Consider the following 22416-nt stretch of genomic DNA (forward strand, 5'->3'; position numbering starts at 1 on the left):
CATGCTCGATCCCCGTCTGATCCAGGAAGCCGCCAACCGCCTCGACGCCGCCGAACGCTCGCGCCAGCAGGTAAGGCAGTTCTCCCTCGACTACCCGGACATCGCCATCGAGGACGCCTACGCCATCCAGCGCGCCTGGGTCGAGCGCAAGATCGCCGACGGGCGCGTGCTCAAGGGCCACAAGATCGGCCTGACCTCGCGCGCCATGCAGGTCTCGTCGAATATCAGCGAGCCGGACTACGGCGCCTTGCTCGACGACATGTTCTTCGAGGAGGGCAGCGACATCCCCTTCCAGCGCTTCATCGTGCCGCGGGTCGAGGTGGAGCTGGCGTTCATCCTCGGCAAGCCGCTGAAGGGACCGGGCTGCACCCTGTTCGACGTGCTCGAGGCCACCGAGTGGGTGATCCCGGCGCTGGAAATCATCGATGCGCGCATCCAGCAGGTCGACCCGCAAACGAAAGTCACGCGCAAGGTCTTCGACACCATCTCCGACAACGCCGCCAACGCCGGCGTGGTGATGGGCGGCCGGGCCGTACGGCCAGGCGATATCGACCTGCGGCGGGTACCGGCGATCCTCTACCGCAATGGCGTGATCGAGGAGTCTGGCGTCTCCGCCGCGGTGCTCAACCACCCGGCCAAGGGCGTCGCCTGGCTGGCCAACAAGCTGGCGCCCTACGGCGTCTGCCTGGAGGCCGGCCAGGTGATCCTCGGCGGCTCCTTCACCCGCCCGGTGGCGGCCGCGCCGGGGGACACCTTCCACGTCGACTACGACCTGCTCGGCAGCATCTCCTGCCGTTTCGTCTGAGGAGGCATTTCCATGGACCTGCCCGTCAATCGCTTCAAGCAACGCCTGCGCAGCGGCGAGGCGCAGATCGGCCTGTGGCTCGGCCTGGCCGATCCCTACTGCGCGGAGCTGGCCGCCAACGCCGGCTTCGACTGGCTGCTGCTGGACGGCGAGCACGCGCCCAACGACCTGCGCAGCCTGCTCGGCCAGTTGCAGGCGCTGGCGCCCTACCCCGGCCAGCCGGTGATCCGCCCGGTGCAGGGCGACACTGCGCTGATCAAGCAATTGCTCGACATCGGCGCGCAGACCCTGCTGGTACCGATGGTCGACAGCGCCGCCCAGGCCGAAGGGCTGGTGCGCGCCGTGCGCTATCCGCCGGCGGGCGTACGCGGGGTCGGCAGTGCGCTGGCCCGGGCCTCGCGCTGGAACAGCGTGGCGGAGTACCTGAACCACGCCGACGAGCAGATGTGCCTGCTGGTCCAGGTGGAAAACCTGGAGGGCCTGGCCAACCTCGACGCGATCGCCGCCGTCGAGGGCGTCGACGGCGTGTTCATCGGTCCGGCCGACCTCAGCGCAGCCATGGGCCATCGCGGCAATCCAGGCCATCCCGAGGTGCAGGCGGCCATAGAGGACGCCATCCACCGCATCCGCACGGCCGGCAAGGCCGCCGGCATCCTCTCCGCCGACGAGACACTGGCGCGGCGCTACCTGGAGCTGGGCTGCGCGTTCGTCGCGGTGGGCGTGGACACCAGCCTGCTGATGCGTTCGCTGCGCGAGCTGGCGGGGCGCTTCAAGGGCGGCGCGCCGGCGCCGTCCGCCAGTTCCTCGGTCTACGGCTGAGGGGTGCGCCCCGCTCCCGCTGCGGGAGAGGGGCCAGGTCGGCGTTGCGGCAGGTATCGGCGTCGGTCCGGGGGCGTATGCCTAGCGTCGGCGGAACAACGGTCGCGGCTCGATCGCCGAGCGGCCGTAGAGCACGCTCAAGCCCGCCAGCCCCTTGAGCGCATCCTCGACGTTCTTGTCCTCGCGCACCGCGAAGGCATCGAAGCCGCACTGGCGCATATGGCTGAGCTGGTCGCGCAACACGTCGCCCACTGCGCGCAACTCGCCGCTCCACCCCAGGCGCACGCGCAGCAGGTAGGCCAGGCTGTAGCCACGACCGTCGCGGAAGCTGGGGAAGTCGACGGCGATCAGCGGCAGCTCGGCGAAGTGCGGCAGCAAGGCCTCCACCTCATCGTCCGGCGCCAGCCAGGGCGCGGCGGCTCCGGCCTCGCCGCGGCGCTCCAGCCAGGCCGCCAGAGGCAGCAGCAACGGCCCCGGCGGCAGCGCGTCGGGCAACTCGCGCAGGAGTTGCCAGGGATCGTCGCGGCAGACCTCGGCGACGCCATCGCGCAAACGGATCAGGTTGTTCATGCCGGTTCCTCCATCCTGGCGTAGACCCGGGCCTTGAACGGCTCCAGGCCGACCCGGTTGAAGGTGTCGATGAAACGTTCCGGGCCGACCCGCAGGTCGGTGAAGGTTTCGACGATCCGTTCGATCACCGCCGGCACCTCGGCAGCGCTGAACGATGGCCCGATCACCTTGCCCAGCGCGCTGTCCTTGCCCTGGGCGCCGCCGAGGGTGACCTGGTACCACTCGCTGCCGTTCTTGTCGACGCCGAGGATGCCGATGTTGCCGATGTGGTGGTGGCCGCAGGCGTTCATGCAGCCGGAGATGTTCAGGCTAAGCTCGCCGATGTCGTGCAGGTGGTCGAGGTCCTCGAAGCGCTGCTGGATACCCTGGGCGATGGGGATCGACTTGGCGTTGGCCAGCGCGCAGTAGTCGCCGCCGGGACAGGCGATGATGTCGCTGAGCAGGCCTTGGTTAGGCGTGCCGAGGCCGGCTGCGCAGGCCTCGCGCCACAGCGCGTGGAGGTTCTCCAGGCGCACGTCGGGGAGCACCAGGTTCTGTTCGTGGGCCACACGGATCTCGCCGAAACCGTAGCGCTCGGCCCAGTCGGCGACGCGTTCCATCTGCTCCGCGGTGACGTCGCCCGGCGGCGCGCTGGCGCCGGGCTTGGTCGACAGCACCACCGAGGCGTAGCCCGGCACCTTGTGCGCCTGGACGTTGCGCGAGGCCCAGCGGGCGAAGGCCGGATCGGCCGCACGGGCGCTGCCGTAGGCCAGCTCGCCGTCGGCCGGCGGCAGGTAGCGCGGCAATACGAAGCGCTCGGCGACCCGCTGGCACTCCTCGGCAGTCAGTTGCGCCGGGCCGTCGCGCAGGTGCTGCCACTCTTCCTCCACCTCGCGGGCGAAAGCCTCGATGCCCAGCGCCTTGACCAGGATCTTGATCCGCGCCTTGTACTTGTTGTCGCGCCGGCCGTAGCGGTTGTAGACCCGCAGGATCGCCTCGACGTAGGACAACAGGTGCTGCCAGGGCAGGTCGTCGCGGATCACCTGGCCGAGCATCGGCGTGCGTCCCAGGCCGCCGCCGACCAGGACCCGCAGGCGCAACTCGCCGGCGTCGGGGTGGCGGTAAAGGTACAGGCCGATGTCGTGCATCTGCACCGCGGCGCGGTCTTCCACCGCCGAACTGAGGGCGATCTTGAACTTGCGCGGGAGGAACAGGAACTCCGGGTTCACCGTCGACCACTGGCGCAGGATCTCGGCCAGCGGCCGGGGGTCGGTCCATTCGTCCGCGGCGACCCCGGCGAAGGCTTCGGTGGTGATGTTGCGCACGCAGTTGCCGGAGGTCTGGATCGCATGCATCTGCGCGCCGGCGAGGTGTTCGAGGATATCGCCGACCTGCTCCAGTTCGATCCAGTTGAACTGGATGTTCTGCCGCGTGGTGAAGTGCCCGTAGCCGCGGTCGTAGTGCCGGGCGACGTGCGCCAAGGCGCGCAGTTGCGGCGACGAGAGGGTGCCGTAGGGAATCGCCACGCGCAGCATGTAGGCGTGCTTCTGCAGGTACAGGCCGTTCTGCAGGCGCAGCGGGAGGAACTCCTCCTCGCTCAGTTCGCCGTCGAGGCGGCGGGCGATCTGGTCGCGGAACTGCGCCACCCGCTCGCTCACCAGCGCCTGGTCGTATTCGTCGTACTGGTACATCGCAAAGCCCTCATCGACAGGGTTTCTCCACCGATGACGGGCAGGGTGCGTGGCGAAGAAACCGGGGACCGGCTGCGCCCCTGTTTCTGGCGACAGGATGGGCCGGTGTTCACTGGCACCCACTATCGCCCGCGTACAGACAGCGAAACAGCGGCAGATTCCGCCGAAAAAAACACATCAGATGGCCGACGGCGGCGAATTCGTGCCGCCTGCGACCGGTTGCCACGGGGCGCATATCTGTACTGCCCGAGGTCGCCCGGCAACCCGCGGCAATGCTGGGCCGCTGCTTTCCGGAGGCATCTGATACGGTTTTTCCCGCTCGATCTGCCGCTGTTTCGCCCATCAGCCGGTTCCTATAGTCGCAACCGCCTCTCCAGCCTGATGGGCCTACGAAAAATGAGCGAAAGAATTCCCGCGATCCAGGTCGAGCCCGCCGCACCGGCCGCTCCGTCGAAACAGCCGCCCGCGCCCGGCAAGCTGCCGTCGGCGGTGAACGGCCCGATCTACACCCGCAGCTTCACCGGTCTGTTCCGCAACTTCCGCCGCCTCGGCGGCGGCCTGCTGTTCCTGCTGTTCTTCGGCACCCTGTGGCTGAACTGGAACGGCCGCCAGGCGGTGCTCTGGGACCTGCCCGAACGCAAGTTCTACATTTTCGGCGCGACCTTCTGGCCGCAGGACTTCATCCTGCTCTCGGCGCTGCTGATCATCGCCGCCTTCGGCCTGTTCTTCATCACCGTGTTCGCCGGCCGCGTCTGGTGCGGCTATACCTGCCCGCAGAGCGTGTGGACCTGGGTGTTCATGTGGTGCGAGAAGGTCACCGAGGGCGACCGCAATGCGCGGATCAAGCTCGACCAGGGTCCGGCGAGCGCCGCCAAGCTCTTGCGCAAAACGGCCAAGCACGCGCTGTGGCTGGGTGTGAGCCTGGTCACGGCGATCACCTTCATCGGCTACTTCACTCCGGTGCGGCCGCTGGTGGCCGACCTGTTCAGCTTCCAGCTGGACCTGGAAAGCCTGTTCTGGGTGCTGTTCTTCACCGCCGCCACCTATGTCAACGCCGGCTGGCTGCGCGAGCAGGTGTGCATCCACATGTGCCCCTACTCGCGCTTCCAGAGCGTGATGTTCGACAAGGACACCCTGATCGTGTCCTACGACGCCGCCCGCGGCGAGTCCCGCGGCGCCCGCAAGAAAGGCAGCGATCCGCGCGCCCAGGGGCTCGGCGCCTGCATCGACTGCCAGCAGTGCGTGCAGGTCTGTCCCACCGGCATCGACATCCGCGACGGCCTGCAGATCGCCTGCATCGGCTGCGCCGCCTGCGTCGACGCCTGCGACTCGATCATGGACAAGATGGGCTATGAACGCGGCCTGGTGCGCTACACCTCGGAACGCGCCCTGGAAGGTGGCCAGACCCGCTTCCTGCGTCCACGCCTGGTCGGCTACGCGGCGGTGATGCTGGCGATGATCGGCGCCTTCGTCGTCGCCCTGGATGCCCGCCCGCTGGCCTCGCTGGACGTGACCCGCGACCGTGGGCTGTTCCGCGAGAACGCCGCCGGGCAGATCGAGAACATCTACACCCTCAAGGTCATCAACAAGACCCAGCAGCCGCAGCGCTATCGCCTGCAACTCGACGACGCGCCGGAGTTCCGCCTGCAGGGCGAGCACACCCTGAGCCTGAAGCCCGGCGAGATCCTCGACTTCCCGGTGTCGGTGGCCTCTACCGCCGAACGCGCCAGGGCCGGCTCGCAACCGCTGGCGTTCAGCCTGCGCGGCATCGACGACCCGAGCCTGGCGGTCGGCAGCACCAGCACCTTCGTTTCGCCGGCGCGCTGAGGAGGCCGCGATGAGGCATGACAACACGGTCCCGGCGCGCATAGAGTGGGCGCCAGCGGCCGTGCCCACGGCCAGCCAGGACAGCGGCCAGGACAAGATGAAGCGCTACGAGAAATTCGCCGACGAGATTGCCGAGCTGATCCGCACCGGCGTCCTCGCCCCCGGGCAGAAGGTGCCCTCGGTACGGCACGCCAGTCGTACCTACGGGGTCAGCGCTTCCACCGTGTTCCAGGCCTACTACCTGCTGGAAAGCCGTGGGCTGATCATGGCCCGCGCACGCTCCGGCTACTTCGTCTGCCAGCACGTGCAGCGGCCGCTGCCGGAACCGGAGATCAGCCCGCGCCAGGCCGACGCCACCGAGGTCGACGTCAGCGAGCTGGTGTTCTCCGTACTCAGTTCGATCAAGGACCCGGACACCGTGCCCTTCGGCTCGGCGTTTCCCAGTCCGCAACTGTTTCCCCTGCCGCGCCTGGCGCGCTCGATGGCCCACGCGGTGCGCGACATGGACCCGCAGTCGGTGGTCGCCGACATGACGCCGGGCAACCATGGCCTGCGCCGGCAGATCGCCCTGCGCTACATGGTCGGCGGCCTGCTGCTGCCGGTGGAAGAACTGGTCATCAGCAACGGCGCGCTGGAGGCACTCAACCTCTGCCTGCAGGTGGTCACCCGTCCCGGCGACCTGGTGGCCATCGAGGCGCCGGCGTTCTACGCCACCCTGCAGGTGCTGGAACGGTTGAAGCTGAAGGCGGTGGAAATCCCCGTGCATCCGCGTGAAGGCATCGACCTGGAAGTGCTCGCCGACAGCCTGGAGCGCCTGCCGATCAAGGCCTGCTGGTTCATGAGCAACTTCCAGAACCCGATGGGCGCGAGCATGGACGACGAGAAGAAACGCGCCCTCGCCGAGCTGCTGGCGCGCCACCAGGTGCCGATGATCGAGGATGACGTCTACGCCGAACTGTACTTCGGCCAGCAGGCGCCGAAACCGGTCAAGGCCTACGACCAGGAAGGCCTGGTGATGCACTGCAGTTCCTTCTCCAAGAGCCTGGCGCCGGGCTACCGGGTCGGCTGGGTGGCCGGCGGACGCTACGCCGAGCAGATCGAGCGACTGAAGCTGATGACCAGCCTGTCGGCGTCGATCCCGGCCCAGGCGGCCATCGCCGACTATCTCCAGCACGGCGGCTACGACCGCCACCTGCGCAAGCTGCGCTACGCCCTGGAGACCCAGCAGAACGCCATGCTCGCGGCGGTGGCGCGTTACTTCCCCGAGCAGACCCGGGTCAGCCGTCCCAGCGGCGGCTACTTCCTCTGGCTGGAGTTGCCCGAGGCGGTCGACTCGCTGCGCCTGTTCCAACTGGCCCTGGCCCAGGGCATCAGCCTCGCCCCGGGGCCGATCTTCTCCGCCACCCGCCGCTTCGCCCATTGCGCCCGGCTCAACTACGGGCACCCGTGGAGCGCGCGGCAGGAGAAGGCGATGGAGACACTCGGGCGGATCGCCCAGTCGCTGGCGGGATGACGCCCCGCAGACGGAAAGCCACCCCGGCGTAGGGCGGATAACCGCGCGCGGTCATCCGCCATGATCGGCTCGCGTCCCCCATCCCGGTATGCGCCGCCGCCCTGCACGAACGCCTTCCCCCGCCCCATCTGATACCCAAATTCCATATCGACCTGAAGCTGTTTTACCCCCGCCCCAGCCCTTAGATTGCAGGCTCCGGCCGGCGCCCCGTCTCCCCCCTCGACGGCGGTCGCCGGCTGTTCATTTCTTTCGGGACTGTACAGATGAACAAAGCAACGACGGAACCTGCCTACAACTACAAGGTGGTTCGCCAGTTCGCCATCATGACCGTGGTATGGGGCGTGATCGGCATGGGGTTGGGCGTACTGATCGCCTCGCAACTGGTCTGGCCCCAGATGAACTTCGACCTGCCCTGGACCAGCTTCGGCCGCCTGCGGCCGCTGCATACCAACCTGGTGATCTTCGCCTTCGGCGGCTGCGCGCTGTTCGCCACCAGCTACTACACGGTGCAGCGTACCTGCCAGGTGCGACTGTTCTCCGACACCCTGGCCGCCTTCACCTTCTGGGGCTGGCAGGCGGTGGCGGTGATCCTGCTGGTCAGCCTGCCGCTGGGCAACACCACCACCAAGGAATACGCCGAGATCGAGTTCACCGGCGCGATCTGGCTGGCGATCGTCTGGGTCGCCTACGCGGTGGTGTTCTTCGGCACCCTGATCAAGCGCAAGGTCAAGCACATCTATGTCGGCAACTGGTTCTTCGGCTCGTTCATCCTGACCACCGCGATGCTGCACATCGTCAACCACATGTCGCTGCCGGTGAGCTGGTTCAAGTCCTACTCGATGTACTCCGGCGCCACCGATGCCATGGTCCAGTGGTGGTACGGGCACAACGCCGTAGGCTTCTTCCTGACCACCGGCTTCCTCGGCATGATGTACTACTTCGTGCCCAAGCAAGCCGGGCGCCCGGTCTACTCCTACCGGCTGTCCATCGTCCACTTCTGGGCGCTGATCACCCTGTACATCTGGGCCGGCCCGCACCACCTGCACTACACCGCGCTGCCGGACTGGGCGCAGTCGCTGGGCATGGTGATGTCGCTGATCCTCCTGGCGCCGAGCTGGGGCGGCATGATCAACGGCATGATGACCCTCTCCGGGGCCTGGCATAAGCTGCGCGACGACCCGATCCTGCGCTTCCTGGTGGTGTCCCTGGCGTTCTACGGCATGTCCACCTTCGAAGGCCCGATGATGGCGATCAAGACCGTCAACGCCCTCTCCCACTACACCGACTGGACCATCGGCCACGTCCACGCCGGCGCCCTCGGCTGGGTCGCGATGATCACCATCGGCTCGCTCTACCACCTGATTCCCAAGGTCTACGGGGTCGAGAAGATGCACAGCGTCGGCCTGATCAATGCGCACTTCTGGCTGGCCACCATCGGCACCGTGCTGTACATCGCCTCGCTGTGGGTCAACGGCATTACCCAGGGCCTGATGTGGCGCGCGGTCAACGAGGACGGCACGCTGACCTACTCCTTCGTCGAGTCGCTGGTGGCCAGCCATCCGGGCTTCATCGTGCGCCTGGTCGGTGGCGGGTTCTTCCTCACCGGCATGCTGCTGATGAGCTACAACACCTGGCGCACGGTACGCCAGGCGCGCCCGGAAGGAATCCTCGCGGCGGCCCGCATGGCCTGAGCCGCGACAGCGCGTCCCTTCCCTTCCCGAGCCTCGCCCGCCACGCTGCGGGCAAGGCTCGACAGCCGACGAGGAGAATCATCATGGAATTCAGCTGGAGCGAGATCCTGCTGGAGCTGCTGGCGGTCGCCGTGCTGTTCTTCGGCGTGCATTGGAGCCTGCGCCACGCCAAGACCCTGGACCAGGCGAGCATGCTGCCGTTCGCCGACGACGAGGAGGTGGCCCGCCGGGTCGAGCGGGAAACCGGCAGGAGCCGCACCGGCTGCGGCTGTCCCGGTCGCTGCCAGGGCGACTGCCGGCACTGGGACATGAATTGGCCGGCATGACGCCGGCCAGTCGCTTCAGGGCTTTATCTTCTTCAGCTCGTTGAGCAGTTCCAGCAACTGCGCGAGCTTTTCCTCGCCGAACCGCTCCTGGATGCGCTGGTAGTTCTTCTCCATGTCGCCGCTCATGGAGACGAAGCACTGCTGGCCCTTTTCCGTCAGGTTCACGTAGACCCGCCGCTGGTCCTTGGGCGCCTTCCAGCGCCGGACGATGCCGTCGCGCTCCAGGCGCGCCAGCACGCCGGTCATGCTCGGGCGCAGGATGCAGGCCTGGTTGGCCAACTGGTAGCTCTCCATCTCGCCCTGCTGGCGCAGGATGCGGATCACCCGCCACTGCTGCTCGGTGAGACCGTGCTGGTTGAGGGAGGGGCGGAAGAAACTCATCGCGGCTTCGCGAGCCTGCAACAGGGTCAGGGTCAGGGAGGGTCTTGGCGTTGACATAGGGTCCGAGCTTGGATGACTGGTTTCGAAAGTGCAGAAGAGTAGCGGAAAAAACACAGGCTGCATGCGGGTATGCAGAAGGAAATCAACGGTTTCCGCCGTGCAGGGCCAAGCCCAGCGCGAGCAGGCTGCCGACGCCGCAGACGGCCATCACCAGCGCCATCGGCAGCACGCCGGGCAGCGCCAGCCAGCCGACCGCCAGGCTGGCCAGGCAGCCGAGGCCGAACTGCCCGGACACCGCCACCGCCGAAGCCGCCCCGGCCTGTCCGGGATACAACGCCAGCAGGCTGGCGATGCAGTTGGCGCCGAGCAGGCCGGTGACGCTGACGAAGCACAGCAGGCCGGGCACCAGCGCCCACAACCCGCCCCGCTCGCCGAGCGCCGCATAGCCGAGGAGGAACAGCCCGGACACGCAGGCCAGCAGGCTGCCGGCCCGCAGCAGCGGCCGCGGACCGTGGCGGCGCACCAGGCGCGCGCTGCACCAGGTGGCGAGCATCACGCCGAGGATGTTCAGGCCGAAGAACCAGCCGAAGCGCTCCGCGCGCACGCCGAAATGCTCGATGAACACGAAGGGCGCGGCGCTGATGTAGGCGAACATCCCGGCGAACGCCAGCCCCATGCACAGCACGTAGCCCAGCGCGCGACGGTCGCCGAGCAGCCGCCCATAGGCGAGAAAGGCCTGGGCCAGGCTGCCGCCGCGGCGCTCCGGCGGGTGGCTTTCGGCGACCCGCCAGACCGCCAGCAAGCAGAGCCCGGCGAACAGCGCCAGGACCACGAACAACGCGCGCCAGCCGGCCCAGAGCATCAGGTAGCCGCCGAGCAGCGGCGCGGCCAGCGGTGCCAGCATGGTCACCATGTGCATCAATGCCAGCATCCGGGCGGCCTCGCCCAACGGATAGAGGTCGCGCACCATGGCCCGCGCCAGCACCGACGCGGCGCCGCCGCCGAGGGCCTGGAGCACCCTCAGCAGGACCAGTTGCCCCGCGCTGTCGGCCAGCGCGCAGGCCAGGCTGCTGAACAGGTACAAGGCGATACCGGCCAGCAGCACCGGGCGCCGGCCGAAACGGTCGGACAAGGGGCCGTAGAACAGCATGCCGACGCAGAAGCCGACCAGGAAGCCGCTGATGCTCCGCTGCACCTGGGCATCGCTGGCGCCGAGATCGGCGGCGATCGCCGGCAGGCTCGGCAGGTACATGTCGATCGACAGCGGGCCGAACGCCACCAGCGCCGACAACAGCAGCAACAGGCGTCGTTCGCCGCTTCCGACCTGAATCCTCGATGCACTCGCAGGCACGCTCGCCCTCCTCTTCTTCGCCTTTCGGTCCAGACGACACCGCCGTGCACGCGGATGCAAGTTCGCCGTCCGGGAAATCCTCGCGCCGCGACCTCGTTCACCCTGGCAGCGCGCGGGCCTGGCTCCTTTCGCGGGCCGACAACGTTAACAGATTAACCAAATGCGCAGAAGGCGAAAGATTCCAGGCTGGCTTCGCTCTCCAGCGCCTTACCGTCAATGCTCGATGAGCATGGAAAGGGGCAGAGGCTAGCGAAGCTTCCGGGAGGATCGCCAACACTTCATTAACAAGTTAACAATATGCTAAAACTCACCGTGCAATCGGCGTCACCCATACCTACAAGAACAACAACCAAGGGAAGAATCGATGATCACGGCATGCCCCCGCCCGTGCGCCTGGCGCAGCTATGCGCTTGGCCTCGGCCTCCTGCCCCTCGCCGCGCAAGCGGAATTCCTCGCGGACAGCAGCGCCCACCTCGACCTCCGCAACTTCTACCAGTTGCGCGACTACCGCCAGCACGATGCGCCCCAATCGCAGGCCGGCAACTGGTCGCAGGGCTTCGTCCTGCGCCTGCAATCCGGTTTCACCGACGGCCCGCTCGGCTTCGGCCTGGATGCTACCGGGCTGCTCGGCGTCAAGCTCGACTCGGGACGCGGGCGTAGCAACGATGGCACGCTGCCGTTCGGAGCGAATTCGAAGGAGCCGGTGGACGACTACAGTCACCTCGGCCTGACCGCCAAGCTGCGCTATTCGCAGACCCAGCTACAGGTCGGCATCCTCATGCCGCAACTGCCGGTGGCGTTCCGCGACGACGTGCGCCTGTTGCCGCAGACCTTCGACGGCGCGCTGCTGACCTCCAGCGAGATCGAGGGTCTCACCCTCACCGCGGGGCAATTGTGGAAGTCGCGCACTCGCGAGTCGGCCGGCAGCGACGACATGTACATCATGGGCCGCGACAAGGCCCACGCCAGCGACGAGTTCAATCTCGCCGGCGCGACCTACGCCTTCACCCCTCGGCTCAGCGCCAGCTATTACTACGGCCAGCTCAAGGACATCTACCGGCAGCACTATCTCGGCCTGCTGCACACCCTGCCGCTGGGAGAAGGGCTGTCGCTGCGCAGCGACCTGCGCTACTTCGACAGCGGCGAAGACGGCGCGGCGATCTCCGGGCCGGTGGACAATCGCAACCTCAACGCCATGCTCACCCTGCGCGCCGGCGCCCACGCCTTCGGCATCGGTGTCCAGAAGATGATCGGCAACGACGCCTTTCCGGTGCTCAACGGCTACACCACGCCCTACGTGGCCAACCTCATGGCCTACCAGACCTTCACCCGACCGCAGGAGAAATCCTGGCAACTGCGCTACGACTACGACTTCGCCGGCCTCGGCCTGCCCGGCCTGAACCTCATGACCCGCTATGTACAGGGCCGCGACATCGACCGCGGCGCCGGCCGTGCCGACGACAGCGAATGGGAGCGCAACACCGACCTGTCCTACGTGATCCAGAGCGGACCGCTGAAGAGCGTCGCCTTGAAATGGCGCAACATCACCTACCGCAGCCGCTACGGTGCGGACCTGGACGAGAACCGCTTCATCGTCAATTACACGCTAAAGCTCTGGTGAAGCGCGGCCCCTTGGGGCCGCAGGCACCTCAATCCTCGAGTCGCAGGTGCAAATGCTGCTTCTTGCCCAGGCTCAGGCGCAGCCCGTCGACCTCGCCCGCCAGCGGCGCGTCCGGATCGCTGACCGGCGTGTCGTCCAGGCGCAGGCCGCCGCCGGCGGCGAGGCGGCGGACCGCGCTGCGGGAGGGCTGGATCGCGTGTTCCAGCAGCAGGTCGGTCAGCGACAGTCCCTGCGCCAGGCGCGCGCGGGATAGCTTCATCACCGGCAGGCCGCTGTCCCGCGTACCGTCGGCGAACACCCCGCGCGCGGCATCGGCGGCGGATCGCGCGGCGTGCTCGCCGTGCGCCAGGGCGGTGGCGGCATTGGCCAGGACCACCTTCGCTTCGTTCAGCTCGGCGCCCTGCAAGGCGCCCAGGCGGCGCACCTCATCCATCGGCAGTTCGCTGAACAGGGCGAGGAAGCGACCGACGTCGCGATCATCGCAGTTGCGCCAGAACTGCCAGAAGTCGAACGGCGCCAGGCGCTCGGCGTTGAGCCATACCGCACCCTGCGCCGACTTGCCCATCTTGCGCCCGTCACTGGTGGCCAGCAGCGGCATGGTCAGGCCGAACAGCTGGGCGCCGCTCTGGCGTCGCGACAGCTCCACGCCGTTGATGATGTTCGCCCACTGGTCGGCGCCGCCGAGTTGCAGGGTGCAGCCGCGCCGGCGCGACAGTTCGACGAAATCGTAGGCCTGCAGCAGGGTGTAGCCGAACTCGAGGAACGACAGCGAATGCTCGCGGTCCAGGCGCTGCCTGATGGCGTCGAAGGTCAGCAGGCGGTTGATCGAGAAGTGCCGGCCGACCCGGTCGAGGAACTCCAGGTAGCCGACGCCGTCCAGCCATTCGGCGTTGTTCACCAGGCTGTCGTCGTGCAGTTCGACGTAGCGCGAGAAAACCCGGGCGATGCCGTCGATATTGGCCTGGATCTGCGCCTCGGTGAGGATCGGCCGGCTCGAATCGCGGAAGCTCGGATCGCCGATCCGGGTGGTCGCGCCACCGATCAGCAGCAACGGGCGGTGCCCGGCCTTCTGTAGCCAGCGCATCAGCATCAGGCCCTGCAGGTGGCCGACGTGCAGGCTGTCGGCGGTGGCGTCGAAGCCCAGGTAGGCGGTTGCCGGACCGGCGGCCAGGTGCGCGGCGAGGCCGTCGCGGTCGGTGCACTGGTGGACGAAGCCACGCTCTTCGAGCAGGGCGATCAGGTCTTGCTGATGGGTCGGGACGGACACGGGTATCTCCTTTGGCACGGTGGATGCCCGAGGAGACAGGTTGGGAGGGAGTTCACCGGACCGCCGCCTCGGGCGGTTCGGGAATGCAGCGACGCATCTACCGCCTCAATGAGGGAGCAGATAGGCGTAATAGCGCTTGAAGGTCAGGGCTGCACGATTCATGCGCGGCACTCTACCCGCCTGTGCCGGGCTGTCAAGACTGGAAAGCGCCTCGACCCGAACCGAAGCACTTCCCCGCAACAGAAGCGCAGCCTGGGAAAGTTTGCCCGCCAGTTATCCGCACAAATTTATGACGCCGGTTTCTCTACTTTGAAAAACAACGCAAGACCGTAAATGGACTTCAATAACTCGACCGGAAGAAACCTATCAGCAAGGCAGTTGAATTTTTTCCGAAAGCAATAATTCGATACTTTTCTGGATTGGCGCATCATCTCGTAAAAATAGCGAGCCGCTTCCCAGCACCCACGAATATCAATGGGTCAGTAATATCCAGATGCTTATCGCGGCATTCGAAAAAACATCGACCAATTCCACTGACAGAATATCGGCGTCATTTGCCTAGCATGGATATTCCAGGTTCACCCTATCAACTTCCCAGATTGACACTCTCGCCGGCAGATCAGTAATTTTCAGCGACCAGCCGGCAAAGTACTTTTCCAGAGCGGCTGGCAACCGATAGTCACTCTATCTTCGCAAACCGATGTTTATGCGAGAGGGCCGGCTATCGCTCAAAACTTGATTGATGAAGGAATAGCGCCATGCAACTCGCCACACTTCAGGAACTGAGCTTCGATGAAATCGACCAGGTATCGGGCGCCGGACTCTTCAGCTTCGTCGGCGATGCCATCGTCGATGTGGTCAAGGTGTCCAACGACCTGCTCAACACGTCGGTCATCTCTTCGGTCGGCAAGGTGTTCAACGCCGTCGGCCTGACCCCCATCCATCAACTGGCCGACACCCTCGGCTACGGCGTGTTCAAGGGCGTCGCCGCGGTCGGCGGCCTGCTCGGCGGCGACACCAGCCGCATCGATTACCACTACGACACCGAGTGGACCTGATCCCAGGACCTCGGCCCGCTCCCGTCGCGGAGCGGGCCTCCACCGTCGCCGGAGACCCGGACGCCCCCGGCGGCGACCTAGGACCCGGCAACCGGGAAGGGGCGACCAGCGCCCCGATCAGGAGAACCGCCATGCACGACCTCATCCAGCACGCCGACGCCTTCGTCGGCGATCCCGACCAGGAATCCGGCGGCCTGTCGCGCCGCAGCTTCCTCGGCAAGAGTGCCACGCTCGGCGCGGTCGGCCTGGTGGCCGGCTGGACCCCGGCCTTCGTCATCCAGCCCGCCGAAGCCGCCGCCAGCAGTTGTCCGGCGCCGGCAGGCTTTCCGGCCGGCCTCGAACTTTATCGGCGGGCGTTCCGCAACTGGTCGGGGGAAATCGCCGCCGACGACCTCTGGAGCTACGCCCCGCGCACCAACGAAGAGGTTCTCGCGGTGGTCAACTGGGCCTGGCAGAACGGCTTCAAGGTGCGCCCGCGCGGCATGGGTCACAACTGGTCCCCGCTGCTGCTGAAAGGCGGCGAGAACTGCGAGAGCCGCATCATGCTGGTGGAAACCAGCCGTTACCTGACCCGCGTACGGATCGACACCCAGGGCGAGTTCGGCCTGTTCAGCGCGCAGACCGGCGTCACCATGGAAGCCCTGCTGAAACAACTGGAGCGGGTCAAGCTCGGCTTCGTCGCCACGCCGGCGCCGGGCGACCTGACCCTCGGCGGGGTGCTCGCCATCGACGGCCACGGCACCGGCATCCCGGCGCAGGGCGAAAGCCGCCTGCCGGGGCAGAGCTACGGCTCCCTGAGCAACAGCATCGTGGCGCTGACCGCGGTGGTCTGGGACGGCGCCGCCGGACAATACGTGCTGAAGACCTTCCGCCGCGACGATCCGGCCTGCGCGCCGTTCCTCGTCCACCTCGGACGCGCCTTCATCGTCGAGGCGACCCTCCAGGCCGGGGTCAACAAGCGCATGCGCTGCCAGAGCTACGTGAACATCCCGGCGAGCGAGATGTTCGCCGCAGCCGGCAGCGGCGGAAGGACCTTCGACAGCTTCCTGCAGAAAAGCGGACGCGCCGAGGCCATCTGGTTCCCCTTCACCGACAAGCCCTGGCTGAAGGTCTGGACGCCGACCCCGCGCTGCCCGTTCGGCGCCCGTGCGGTCAACGGCCCGTTCAACTACCCCTTCTCCGACAACATTCCCAAGGCGCTGTCCGACCTGCTGGCGGCGATCAACACCGGCCACCCGGAACTCACCCCGCTGCTCGGCAAGCTGCAGTACGACCTGGTAGTGGGCGGCATGGCGCTGACCCTGGGCTACGACCTGTGGGGCTGGAGCAAGGACCTGCTGCTGTACATCAAGCCCAGCACCCTTCGCGTCACCGCCAACGGCTACGCGGTGCTGACCCGGCGTCGCGACGTGCAGCGGGTGATCAACGAGTTCTACCTGCAGTACCAGACGATGGTCGCCGCCTACCGCGCCAACGGCCACTACCCCATGAACGGCCCGGTGGAGATTCGCGTCAGCGGGCTCGACCAGCCCGGCGAGTCGATCGTTCCCGGCGCCCAGGTGCCCAGCCTGTCGGCGATCCGTCCGCGCCCCGACCAACCGGAGTGGGACACGGCGATCTGGCTGGACATCCTCAGCCTGCCCGGTACCCCGCAGGCCAATGCCTTCTACCACGAGTTCGAGGCCTGGCTGTTCGACCACTTCAGCGGCGACTACGCCTCGCTGCGGGTGGAGTGGAGCAAGGGCTGGGGCTACAGCCCCGCCGCCGCCTGGGACGAGCCGACGGTGGTCGACCAGTTGGTGGCGCAGTCGCTACGCCAGGGCCTGGTCGCAGGCAACGATTGGGACAGCGCGGTGCGCCAGTTGAACGAAGCCGATCCGCATCGGCTGTTCAGCTCGCCGCTGCTCGACCGACTGATGCCATGAAATGCCGCTATGCGAGGCCGTACTGACTCGGACGAAGAGCGGTTGGCCGGAGCCGATATGAATGAGCCCTCGATACGGCGTTGACTTGTTCAACAGGTCTTATCGAGGTGTCGCACGAACCGGCCTTAATCATTCGCAAAGTTTACCCGGAGTGGCAAACCTTCATCCGCCGAATATTGAAACTCATTGTCAAACGAATTATCGAGCCCATGAAAAACCGCTAATCCTGGCAGTTCATCCCACTCTTTCGGATTAGTACCATCGAATGGCTTTCCAGACTCACGGGAAGCCTAAAGGAGATATATGAAATGAAAGAACTCAATGACATTGAAGTCACCTGCGTTTCGGGTGGAACTCTTTCCGGCATGATCGTAGGCGCCGTCGACGGCGCCGCGACGGGCATGGCAATCGGCGGGAAATGGGGCGGTGCCGGCGGCTTCGGCTTCGGCGCTCTTTCCCAGTTGGTCGGCCTGATCGTGCCAACCGCAATGGGCGCTATTGCCGGGGGCACGGTCGGTCTCTTCACCAATGCAGAGACGGCTGTCGGTTACTTGGGCCAATACCGGGAAAACTTCGGTCCCGGTGATGTAGGCCGCACCACCATCTAATTAGAAAAGTCGCACTCCGGCACTTCATGCGTTTGAACTTTCGCAAGGGTGTCGGAGTGTCATGCAAGTATTATTCGAATCCAGGATCCAGCCACCATGTTTCGCCAGGAAGCCCTCGACGCCCAGCATGCCGGCGGCCTGGGCGAGATCGTGCTGATCCGCCCGGTCTCCTTCACTTTTCTCACCCTGCTGGCCGCGGCGATGGCGCTGCTGGTGGTGGGCTTCTTCCTGTTCGGCAGCTACACCAAGCGCAGCACCGTCAGCGGCCAATTGGTGCCCGCCAACGGCCAGGTCAAGGTGCACGCGCCGCAGGCCGGCATCGTGCTGCGCAAGTTCGTCCAGGAAGGCCAGGCGGTACGACGCGGCGAGCGCCTGATGGTGCTTTCCAGCGAACGCTACGGCAGCGATGCCGGCCCGGTGCAGGCCGGTATCAGCAGGCGCCTGGAACAACGCCGCGACTCCCTGCGCGACGAACTGGAAAAGCTTCGCCGCCTGCAAGACGACGAGCGCGACAGCCTGACCAGCAAGGTCGCCAGCCTGCAGCGCGAACTGACCACCCTCGCCGCCCAGACCGACAGCCAGCAACGCCTGCTGGCGCTGGCCAGCGACGCCGCCGCGCGCTACCAGGGGCTGATGGACAAGGGCTACATCTCCATGGACCAGTTGCAGCAGCGCCAGGCCGAGCTGCTCGGCCAGCGCCAGACCCTGCAAGGCCTGGAGCGCGAACGCACGTCGCTGCGGCAGCAGTTGACCGAGCGCCGCAACGAACTCGCCGGGCTTTCCGCGCGCCAGGCCAACCAGCTCGCGGAAACCCGCCGCCAGCTCAGCGCGGTGGAGCAGGACCTGGCCGAAAGCGAAGCCAAGCGCACCTTGCTGGTCACCGCGCCGGAGAGCGGCATCGCCACCGCCGTGCTCGCCGAAGCCGGGCAGACCGTCGACAGCTCGCGTCCGCTGCTGAGCATCGTTCCCGCCGACACCCCGTTGCAGGCCGAACTCTACGCGCCGAGCAAGTCCATCGGTTTCATCCGGCCGGGCGACGCGGTGCTGATCCGCTACCAGGCCTATCCGTACCAGAAGTTCGGCCAGTACCACGGCAAGGTGCAGTCGATCTCCCGCGCCAGCGTCTCCTATGCCGAGCTTTCCAGCATGGTCGGCGGCGTACCGGGGCTCGGCCAGGATGGCGAGCAGCTGTACCGGCTGCGGGTAACCCTCGACGACCAGGCGGTGACCGCCTACGGCCAGCCGCGTCCGCTGCAGAGCGGCATGCTGCTGGACGCCGACATCCTCCAGGACACCCGGCGCCTCTACGAATGGGTGCTGGAACCGCTCTACAGCCTGACCGGCAAACTCTAGGAACGACCCATGGCCTTTCTCGACGCTCTCGCCCTGCGCCTGGGCCGCCGCCTGCCGCTGGTGCTGCAGACCGAAGCCACCGAATGCGGCCTGGCCTGCCTGGCGATGATCGCCGGCTACCACGGCCACCATACCGGCCTGATGGAACTGCGCCGGCGCTTCTCCGTATCGCTCAAGGGCATCTCCCTCAAGCAACTGATCCAGACCGCCCACCGCCTCGGCCTGGGTACCCGCGCGGTGAAGCTCGACCTCGGCGACCTCGGCAAGCTCAAGCTGCCCTGCGTGCTGCACTGGAACTTCAACCACTTCGTCGTGCTCAAGGCGGTCGACGGGCGCGGCGCGGTGCTCCACGACCCCGCCCACGGCCAGCGCCGGCTGGGCCTGGAGGAAGTCTCGCGGAGCTTCACCGGGGTAGCCCTGGAACTCTGGCCGGAGAGCGGCTTCGAGAAACAGGAGGCGCCGCCGCGGATCAAGCTGCTGGGCATGCTCGGCAAGGTCACCGGGCTGTACCGCTCGCTGGCCCAGGTGCTGCTGCTCGCCGGCGCGCTGGAAGTGTTCTCGCTGATCAGTCCGTTCTTCCTGCAATGGACCATCGACAACGTCATCGTCAGCGAAGACCGTGACCTGCTCAGCACCCTGGCCATCGGCTTCGGCCTGTTGCTGCTGATGCAGCAGGCGGTCAGCGGGGTGCGCGCCTGGGTGATGATGCACATGAGCACCCTGCTCGGCGTGCAGTGGCAGGCCAACGTCTTCAGCCACCTGCTGCGGCTGCCCGCGCAGTATTTCGAGAAGCGCCACCTGGGCGACGTGGTGTCGCGCTTCGGCGCGGTGAACAGCATCCAGCAGACCCTCACCGCGGCCTTCCTCTCGGCGGTGCTGGACGGCCTGATGACCGTCGCCACCCTCGGCATGATGCTGCTCTACAGTCCGCCGCTGGCGGCCATCGCCATCGCCGCCATGAGCCTCTACGCCCTCGGTCGCTGGATCTGGTACCGGCCGTTGCGCAACGCCACCGAGGAGCAGATCGTCCACGCCGCGCGCCAGCAGAGCCACTTCCTCGAGACGGTGCGCGGCATCCGCCCGCTGAAGTTGTTCCAGCGCCAGGACGAGCGCCGCTCGGTATGGCTCGGCCTGCTGGTGGAACAGATCAACGCCGGCCTGCGTACGCAGAAGCTGCAACTGTTCTACCAGCAGCTCAACGGCCTGCTGTTCGGCGTGGAGAACCTGCTGGTGATCTGGCTCGGCGCGACCATGGTGATGGACGGCCAGTTCAGCGTCGGCATCCTGATGGCCTTCAACGCCTACAAGTCGCAGTTCGACAGCCGCGTCGGCAGCCTGATCGACAAGTTCTTCGAGCTGCGCATGCTCCAGTTGCAGGGCGAGCGCCTGGCCGACATCGTGCTCCAGGCCCCGGAGGTCAGCCACGGCGACATCCTCCCGGAGAACCTCCGCGAGCGCGAGGCGAGCATCGAGATCCAGGGCCTGCGCTACCGCTACGCGGAACAGGAGCCCTGGGTCCTCGACGGCCTCGACCTGCGCATCGCCGGCGGCGAGTCGGTGGCCATCGTCGGCCCCTCGGGCTGCGGCAAGAGCACCCTGTTCAACGTCCTGCTGGGCATCCTCCCGCCAGTGGAGGGACAGATCCGCATGGCCGGCCTGGACCTTGCGCAACTGGGCCTGGACGGCCTGCGCGAACTGGTCGGCACGGTGCTGCAGGACGACGTGCTGTTCGCCGGTTCGCTCAGCGACAACATCAGTTTCTTCGACCCGCAACCGGACATGCCCTGGCTGCTGCAGTGCGCGCAGATGGCTGCCATCCACGATGACATCCAGGCCATGCCGATGGGCTACAACACCCTGGTCGGCGACATGGGCACGGTGCTCTCCGGCGGCCAGAAGCAGCGGGTGATGCTGGCCCGGGCGCTGTACAAGAAGCCGCGCATCCTGTTCCTCGACGAAGCCACCAGCCACCTCGACGTACACTGTGAACAGCGGGTCAACGCCGCCATTCGCGCGCTGCGCATCACCCGCATCATGGTCGCCCATCGGCCCGAGACCATCGCCTCGGCGGACCGCGTGATAGTCCTCGGCCAGGGCAAGGTAAGCCTCGACGAAAGCACCGCGCGCCTGGCCGAACGCCAGGCCGCCGCGGCGCGGGAGCAGGCCTGATGCGTGCCTTCGCCGGCCTGTTGTGCGGCCTGCTCGGCCTGGTTCCCGGCGCCGCCGCCTACGAGCCGGACGTGTTCGGCACCGCCGGCCAGGTCGCCGGCCAGGCGGTCTACGACCTCGGCGGCAGCGGTTTGCCCTGCCGCGGCGGGCCGCCACCGACCGAGCTGAGCCTGGAGGAAGCCATCGAGCGGATCCTCTGCCACGACCCACAGACCCGCCTCGCCTGGGCCAATGCCAAGGCCCAGGCGGCCCAGGTCGGGATCGGCAAGTCCGCCTACCTGCCGCGCCTGGACGGCCGTCTCGACGCCAGTCGCGGCTACAGCGACATGGATTATCGCGATGCCCCCTACCTCTCCGGCGACGGCCATCGCCACCGGCGTGGCGCCAGCCTCCAATTGAGCTGGGTGCTGTTCGACTTCGGCCGCCGCAGCGCCGCCCTGCGCAACGCCCAGCAGTTGCTGCTGGCGGCCAACGCCAGCCAGGACGCGACCCTGCAGAACACCTTCGCCCTCGCCGCCCAGGCCTACTACGACGCCCTCGCCGCCCAGCGCAGCCTGGCCGCCTCGCGGCAGGTCGCGGAGCTGGCGGCGCAGAACCTGGAAGCCGCCGACGCCAAGTACCGGGCCGGCGCCGCCGCCCTTTCCGATCGCCTGCAGGCGCAGACCGCGCTGTCCCAGGCGAGCCTCGCCCAGGTCCGCGACGAAGGCGCCCTGAGCAACGCCCTCGGCGTCATCGCCCTGCGCATGGGCCTGGCGCCGGATACCCCGCTGCGCCTCTCCGGCGAGCTGGAGGCGCAACCCGACACCGGCTTCGTCAAGGCCATCGACGAGATGCTCGCCGAAGCCCGCCGCGAGCATCCGGCGCTGCTCGCCGCCCAGGCGCGGCTGAAAGCCGCCGCCGCCTCGGTGGAGGAAAGCCGCGCCGCCGGCCGGCCGAGCCTGGCGCTGAGCGCCAACCTGGCACGCAGCCATAGCGACCAGGCGATGGCGTTCAACGGCGATACCCGCGAACGCGACCGCAGCATCGGCCTGCAACTGAACATCCCGTTGTTCGAAGGCTTCGAACGCACCTACCAGGTCCGCAACGCCCTGGCCCGCCGCGAAGCCAGCGAAGCGGAGCTGGCCGACACCGAGCAGCAGGTTTCGCTGGAGGTGTGGAACAACTACCAGTCGCTCAGCGTCGAGACCCGCAGCCTGGCGCGCACCCGCGAACTGGTCGAACAGTCGCGGCAAAGCCTGGAGGTGGTGCAGGGCCGCTACCGCTCAGGGGTCGGCAGCATGATCGAGCTGCTCAACGCCCTGACCGCCTACGCCAGCGCCGAGGACCAGCACATCCGCGCCCTCGGCAACTGGCAGACCTCGCGCCTGCGACTGGCGGCGAGCCTCGGTCGCCTGGGTTTCTGGAGCCTGCGCTGAAAAGCCCGGGAAGCGCCGCCGCTCTCTACCTCTCGCGCTTGTCCGGC

General features: G+C 67.1%; 18 protein-coding genes. 13 read left to right on the forward strand and 5 right to left on the reverse strand.

Features of this window, described 5'->3' with window-relative positions:
- Position 1: 1 nt before the first annotated feature.
- Positions 2–805, forward strand: a complete 804-nt coding sequence (gene hpaH, locus LJF27_RS26115; RefSeq protein ID WP_003101261.1) for a 2-oxo-hept-4-ene-1,7-dioate hydratase — start codon at positions 2–4, stop codon at positions 803–805.
- A 12-nt stretch (positions 806–817) separates the two neighbouring features.
- A complete protein-coding gene (hpaI, locus tag LJF27_RS26120) occupies positions 818–1624 on the forward strand; it encodes a 4-hydroxy-2-oxoheptanedioate aldolase (protein WP_003113007.1) in 807 nt (268 codons plus the stop codon).
- Positions 1625–1705: 81 nt separating this feature from the next.
- Here the strand turns inward: hpaI and LJF27_RS26125 are convergent, their stop codons facing one another.
- Complete coding sequence (locus tag LJF27_RS26125) at positions 1706–2194, reverse strand: DUF934 domain-containing protein (RefSeq protein ID WP_003093457.1); 489 nt, start codon at positions 2192–2194, stop codon at positions 1706–1708.
- Positions 2191–3864 (reverse strand): nitrite/sulfite reductase, encoded by a 1674-nt coding sequence (locus tag LJF27_RS26130; RefSeq protein WP_016263085.1) that lies wholly within the window; start codon positions 3862–3864, stop codon positions 2191–2193. The genes LJF27_RS26125 and LJF27_RS26130 overlap by 4 nt, the downstream gene beginning before the upstream one ends.
- A gap of 105 nt (positions 3865–3969) precedes the next feature.
- Between LJF27_RS26130 and ccoG the strand changes: the two genes are divergently transcribed.
- The 4 genes from ccoG (at position 3970) to LJF27_RS26150 (ending at position 9221) form a co-directional block, all read left to right on the forward strand.
- Positions 3970–5691 (forward strand): cytochrome c oxidase accessory protein CcoG, encoded by a 1722-nt coding sequence (gene ccoG, locus LJF27_RS26135; protein ID WP_078465416.1) that lies wholly within the window; start codon positions 3970–3972, stop codon positions 5689–5691.
- Positions 5692–5788: 97 nt separating this feature from the next.
- Positions 5789–7204 (forward strand): GntR family transcriptional regulator MpaR, encoded by a 1416-nt coding sequence (gene mapR / locus LJF27_RS26140; RefSeq protein WP_003101248.1) that lies wholly within the window; start codon positions 5789–5791, stop codon positions 7202–7204.
- 263 nt (positions 7205–7467) lie between these two features.
- Positions 7468–8895, forward strand: a complete 1428-nt coding sequence (gene ccoN, locus LJF27_RS26145; RefSeq protein ID WP_003093467.1) for a cytochrome-c oxidase, cbb3-type subunit I — start codon at positions 7468–7470, stop codon at positions 8893–8895.
- Between the two features lie 83 nt (positions 8896–8978).
- Positions 8979–9221 (forward strand): hypothetical protein, encoded by a 243-nt coding sequence (locus LJF27_RS26150; RefSeq protein WP_023117177.1) that lies wholly within the window; start codon positions 8979–8981, stop codon positions 9219–9221.
- A 15-nt stretch (positions 9222–9236) separates the two neighbouring features.
- On the opposite strand, the gene hpaR is transcribed toward LJF27_RS26150, so the two are convergent.
- Entirely contained in the window at positions 9237–9659 is a 423-nt protein-coding gene (gene hpaR / locus LJF27_RS26155) for a homoprotocatechuate degradation operon regulator HpaR (protein WP_003093470.1), read from the reverse strand.
- Positions 9660–9744: 85 nt separating this feature from the next.
- Positions 9745–10953, reverse strand: a complete 1209-nt coding sequence (locus tag LJF27_RS26160; protein WP_003159295.1) for a Bcr/CflA family multidrug efflux MFS transporter — start codon at positions 10951–10953, stop codon at positions 9745–9747.
- A 364-nt stretch (positions 10954–11317) separates the two neighbouring features.
- Between LJF27_RS26160 and LJF27_RS26165 the strand changes: the two genes are divergently transcribed.
- Complete coding sequence (locus LJF27_RS26165; protein ID WP_003118192.1) at positions 11318–12574, forward strand: OprD family porin; 1257 nt, start codon at positions 11318–11320, stop codon at positions 12572–12574.
- Between the two features lie 28 nt (positions 12575–12602).
- On the opposite strand, the gene tyrS is transcribed toward LJF27_RS26165, so the two are convergent.
- Entirely contained in the window at positions 12603–13841 is a 1239-nt protein-coding gene (gene tyrS, locus LJF27_RS26170; protein ID WP_023117178.1) for a tyrosine--tRNA ligase, read from the reverse strand.
- Between the two features lie 758 nt (positions 13842–14599).
- Here tyrS and LJF27_RS26175 point away from each other — a divergent pair.
- The 6 genes from LJF27_RS26175 (at position 14600) to LJF27_RS26200 (ending at position 22369) form a co-directional block, all read left to right on the forward strand.
- Entirely contained in the window at positions 14600–14899 is a 300-nt protein-coding gene (locus tag LJF27_RS26175; protein WP_003093477.1) for a hypothetical protein, read from the forward strand.
- Between the two features lie 131 nt (positions 14900–15030).
- The gene (locus LJF27_RS26180; protein ID WP_023117179.1) at positions 15031–16824 is read left to right on the forward strand and encodes a cholesterol oxidase substrate-binding domain-containing protein; all 1794 of its coding nucleotides are present in this window, start codon (positions 15031–15033) and stop codon (positions 16822–16824) included.
- A gap of 308 nt (positions 16825–17132) precedes the next feature.
- Positions 17133–17432 (forward strand): hypothetical protein, encoded by a 300-nt coding sequence (locus LJF27_RS26185; RefSeq protein ID WP_003093484.1) that lies wholly within the window; start codon positions 17133–17135, stop codon positions 17430–17432.
- A 96-nt stretch (positions 17433–17528) separates the two neighbouring features.
- Positions 17529–18785, forward strand: a complete 1257-nt coding sequence (locus LJF27_RS26190; protein WP_003118189.1) for an HlyD family secretion protein — start codon at positions 17529–17531, stop codon at positions 18783–18785.
- A 9-nt stretch (positions 18786–18794) separates the two neighbouring features.
- Positions 18795–20954, forward strand: a complete 2160-nt coding sequence (locus tag LJF27_RS26195) for a peptidase domain-containing ABC transporter (protein ID WP_003105688.1) — start codon at positions 18795–18797, stop codon at positions 20952–20954.
- Positions 20954–22369, forward strand: a complete 1416-nt coding sequence (locus tag LJF27_RS26200) for a TolC family protein (RefSeq protein ID WP_003119014.1) — start codon at positions 20954–20956, stop codon at positions 22367–22369. The genes LJF27_RS26195 and LJF27_RS26200 overlap by 1 nt, the downstream gene beginning before the upstream one ends.
- The last annotated feature ends 47 nt before the right edge of the window (positions 22370–22416 follow it).

Source organism: Pseudomonas sp. 203-8, from assembly GCF_020708595.1.
Taxonomy (GTDB): Bacteria; Pseudomonadota; Gammaproteobacteria; order Pseudomonadales; family Pseudomonadaceae; genus Pseudomonas; species Pseudomonas aeruginosa.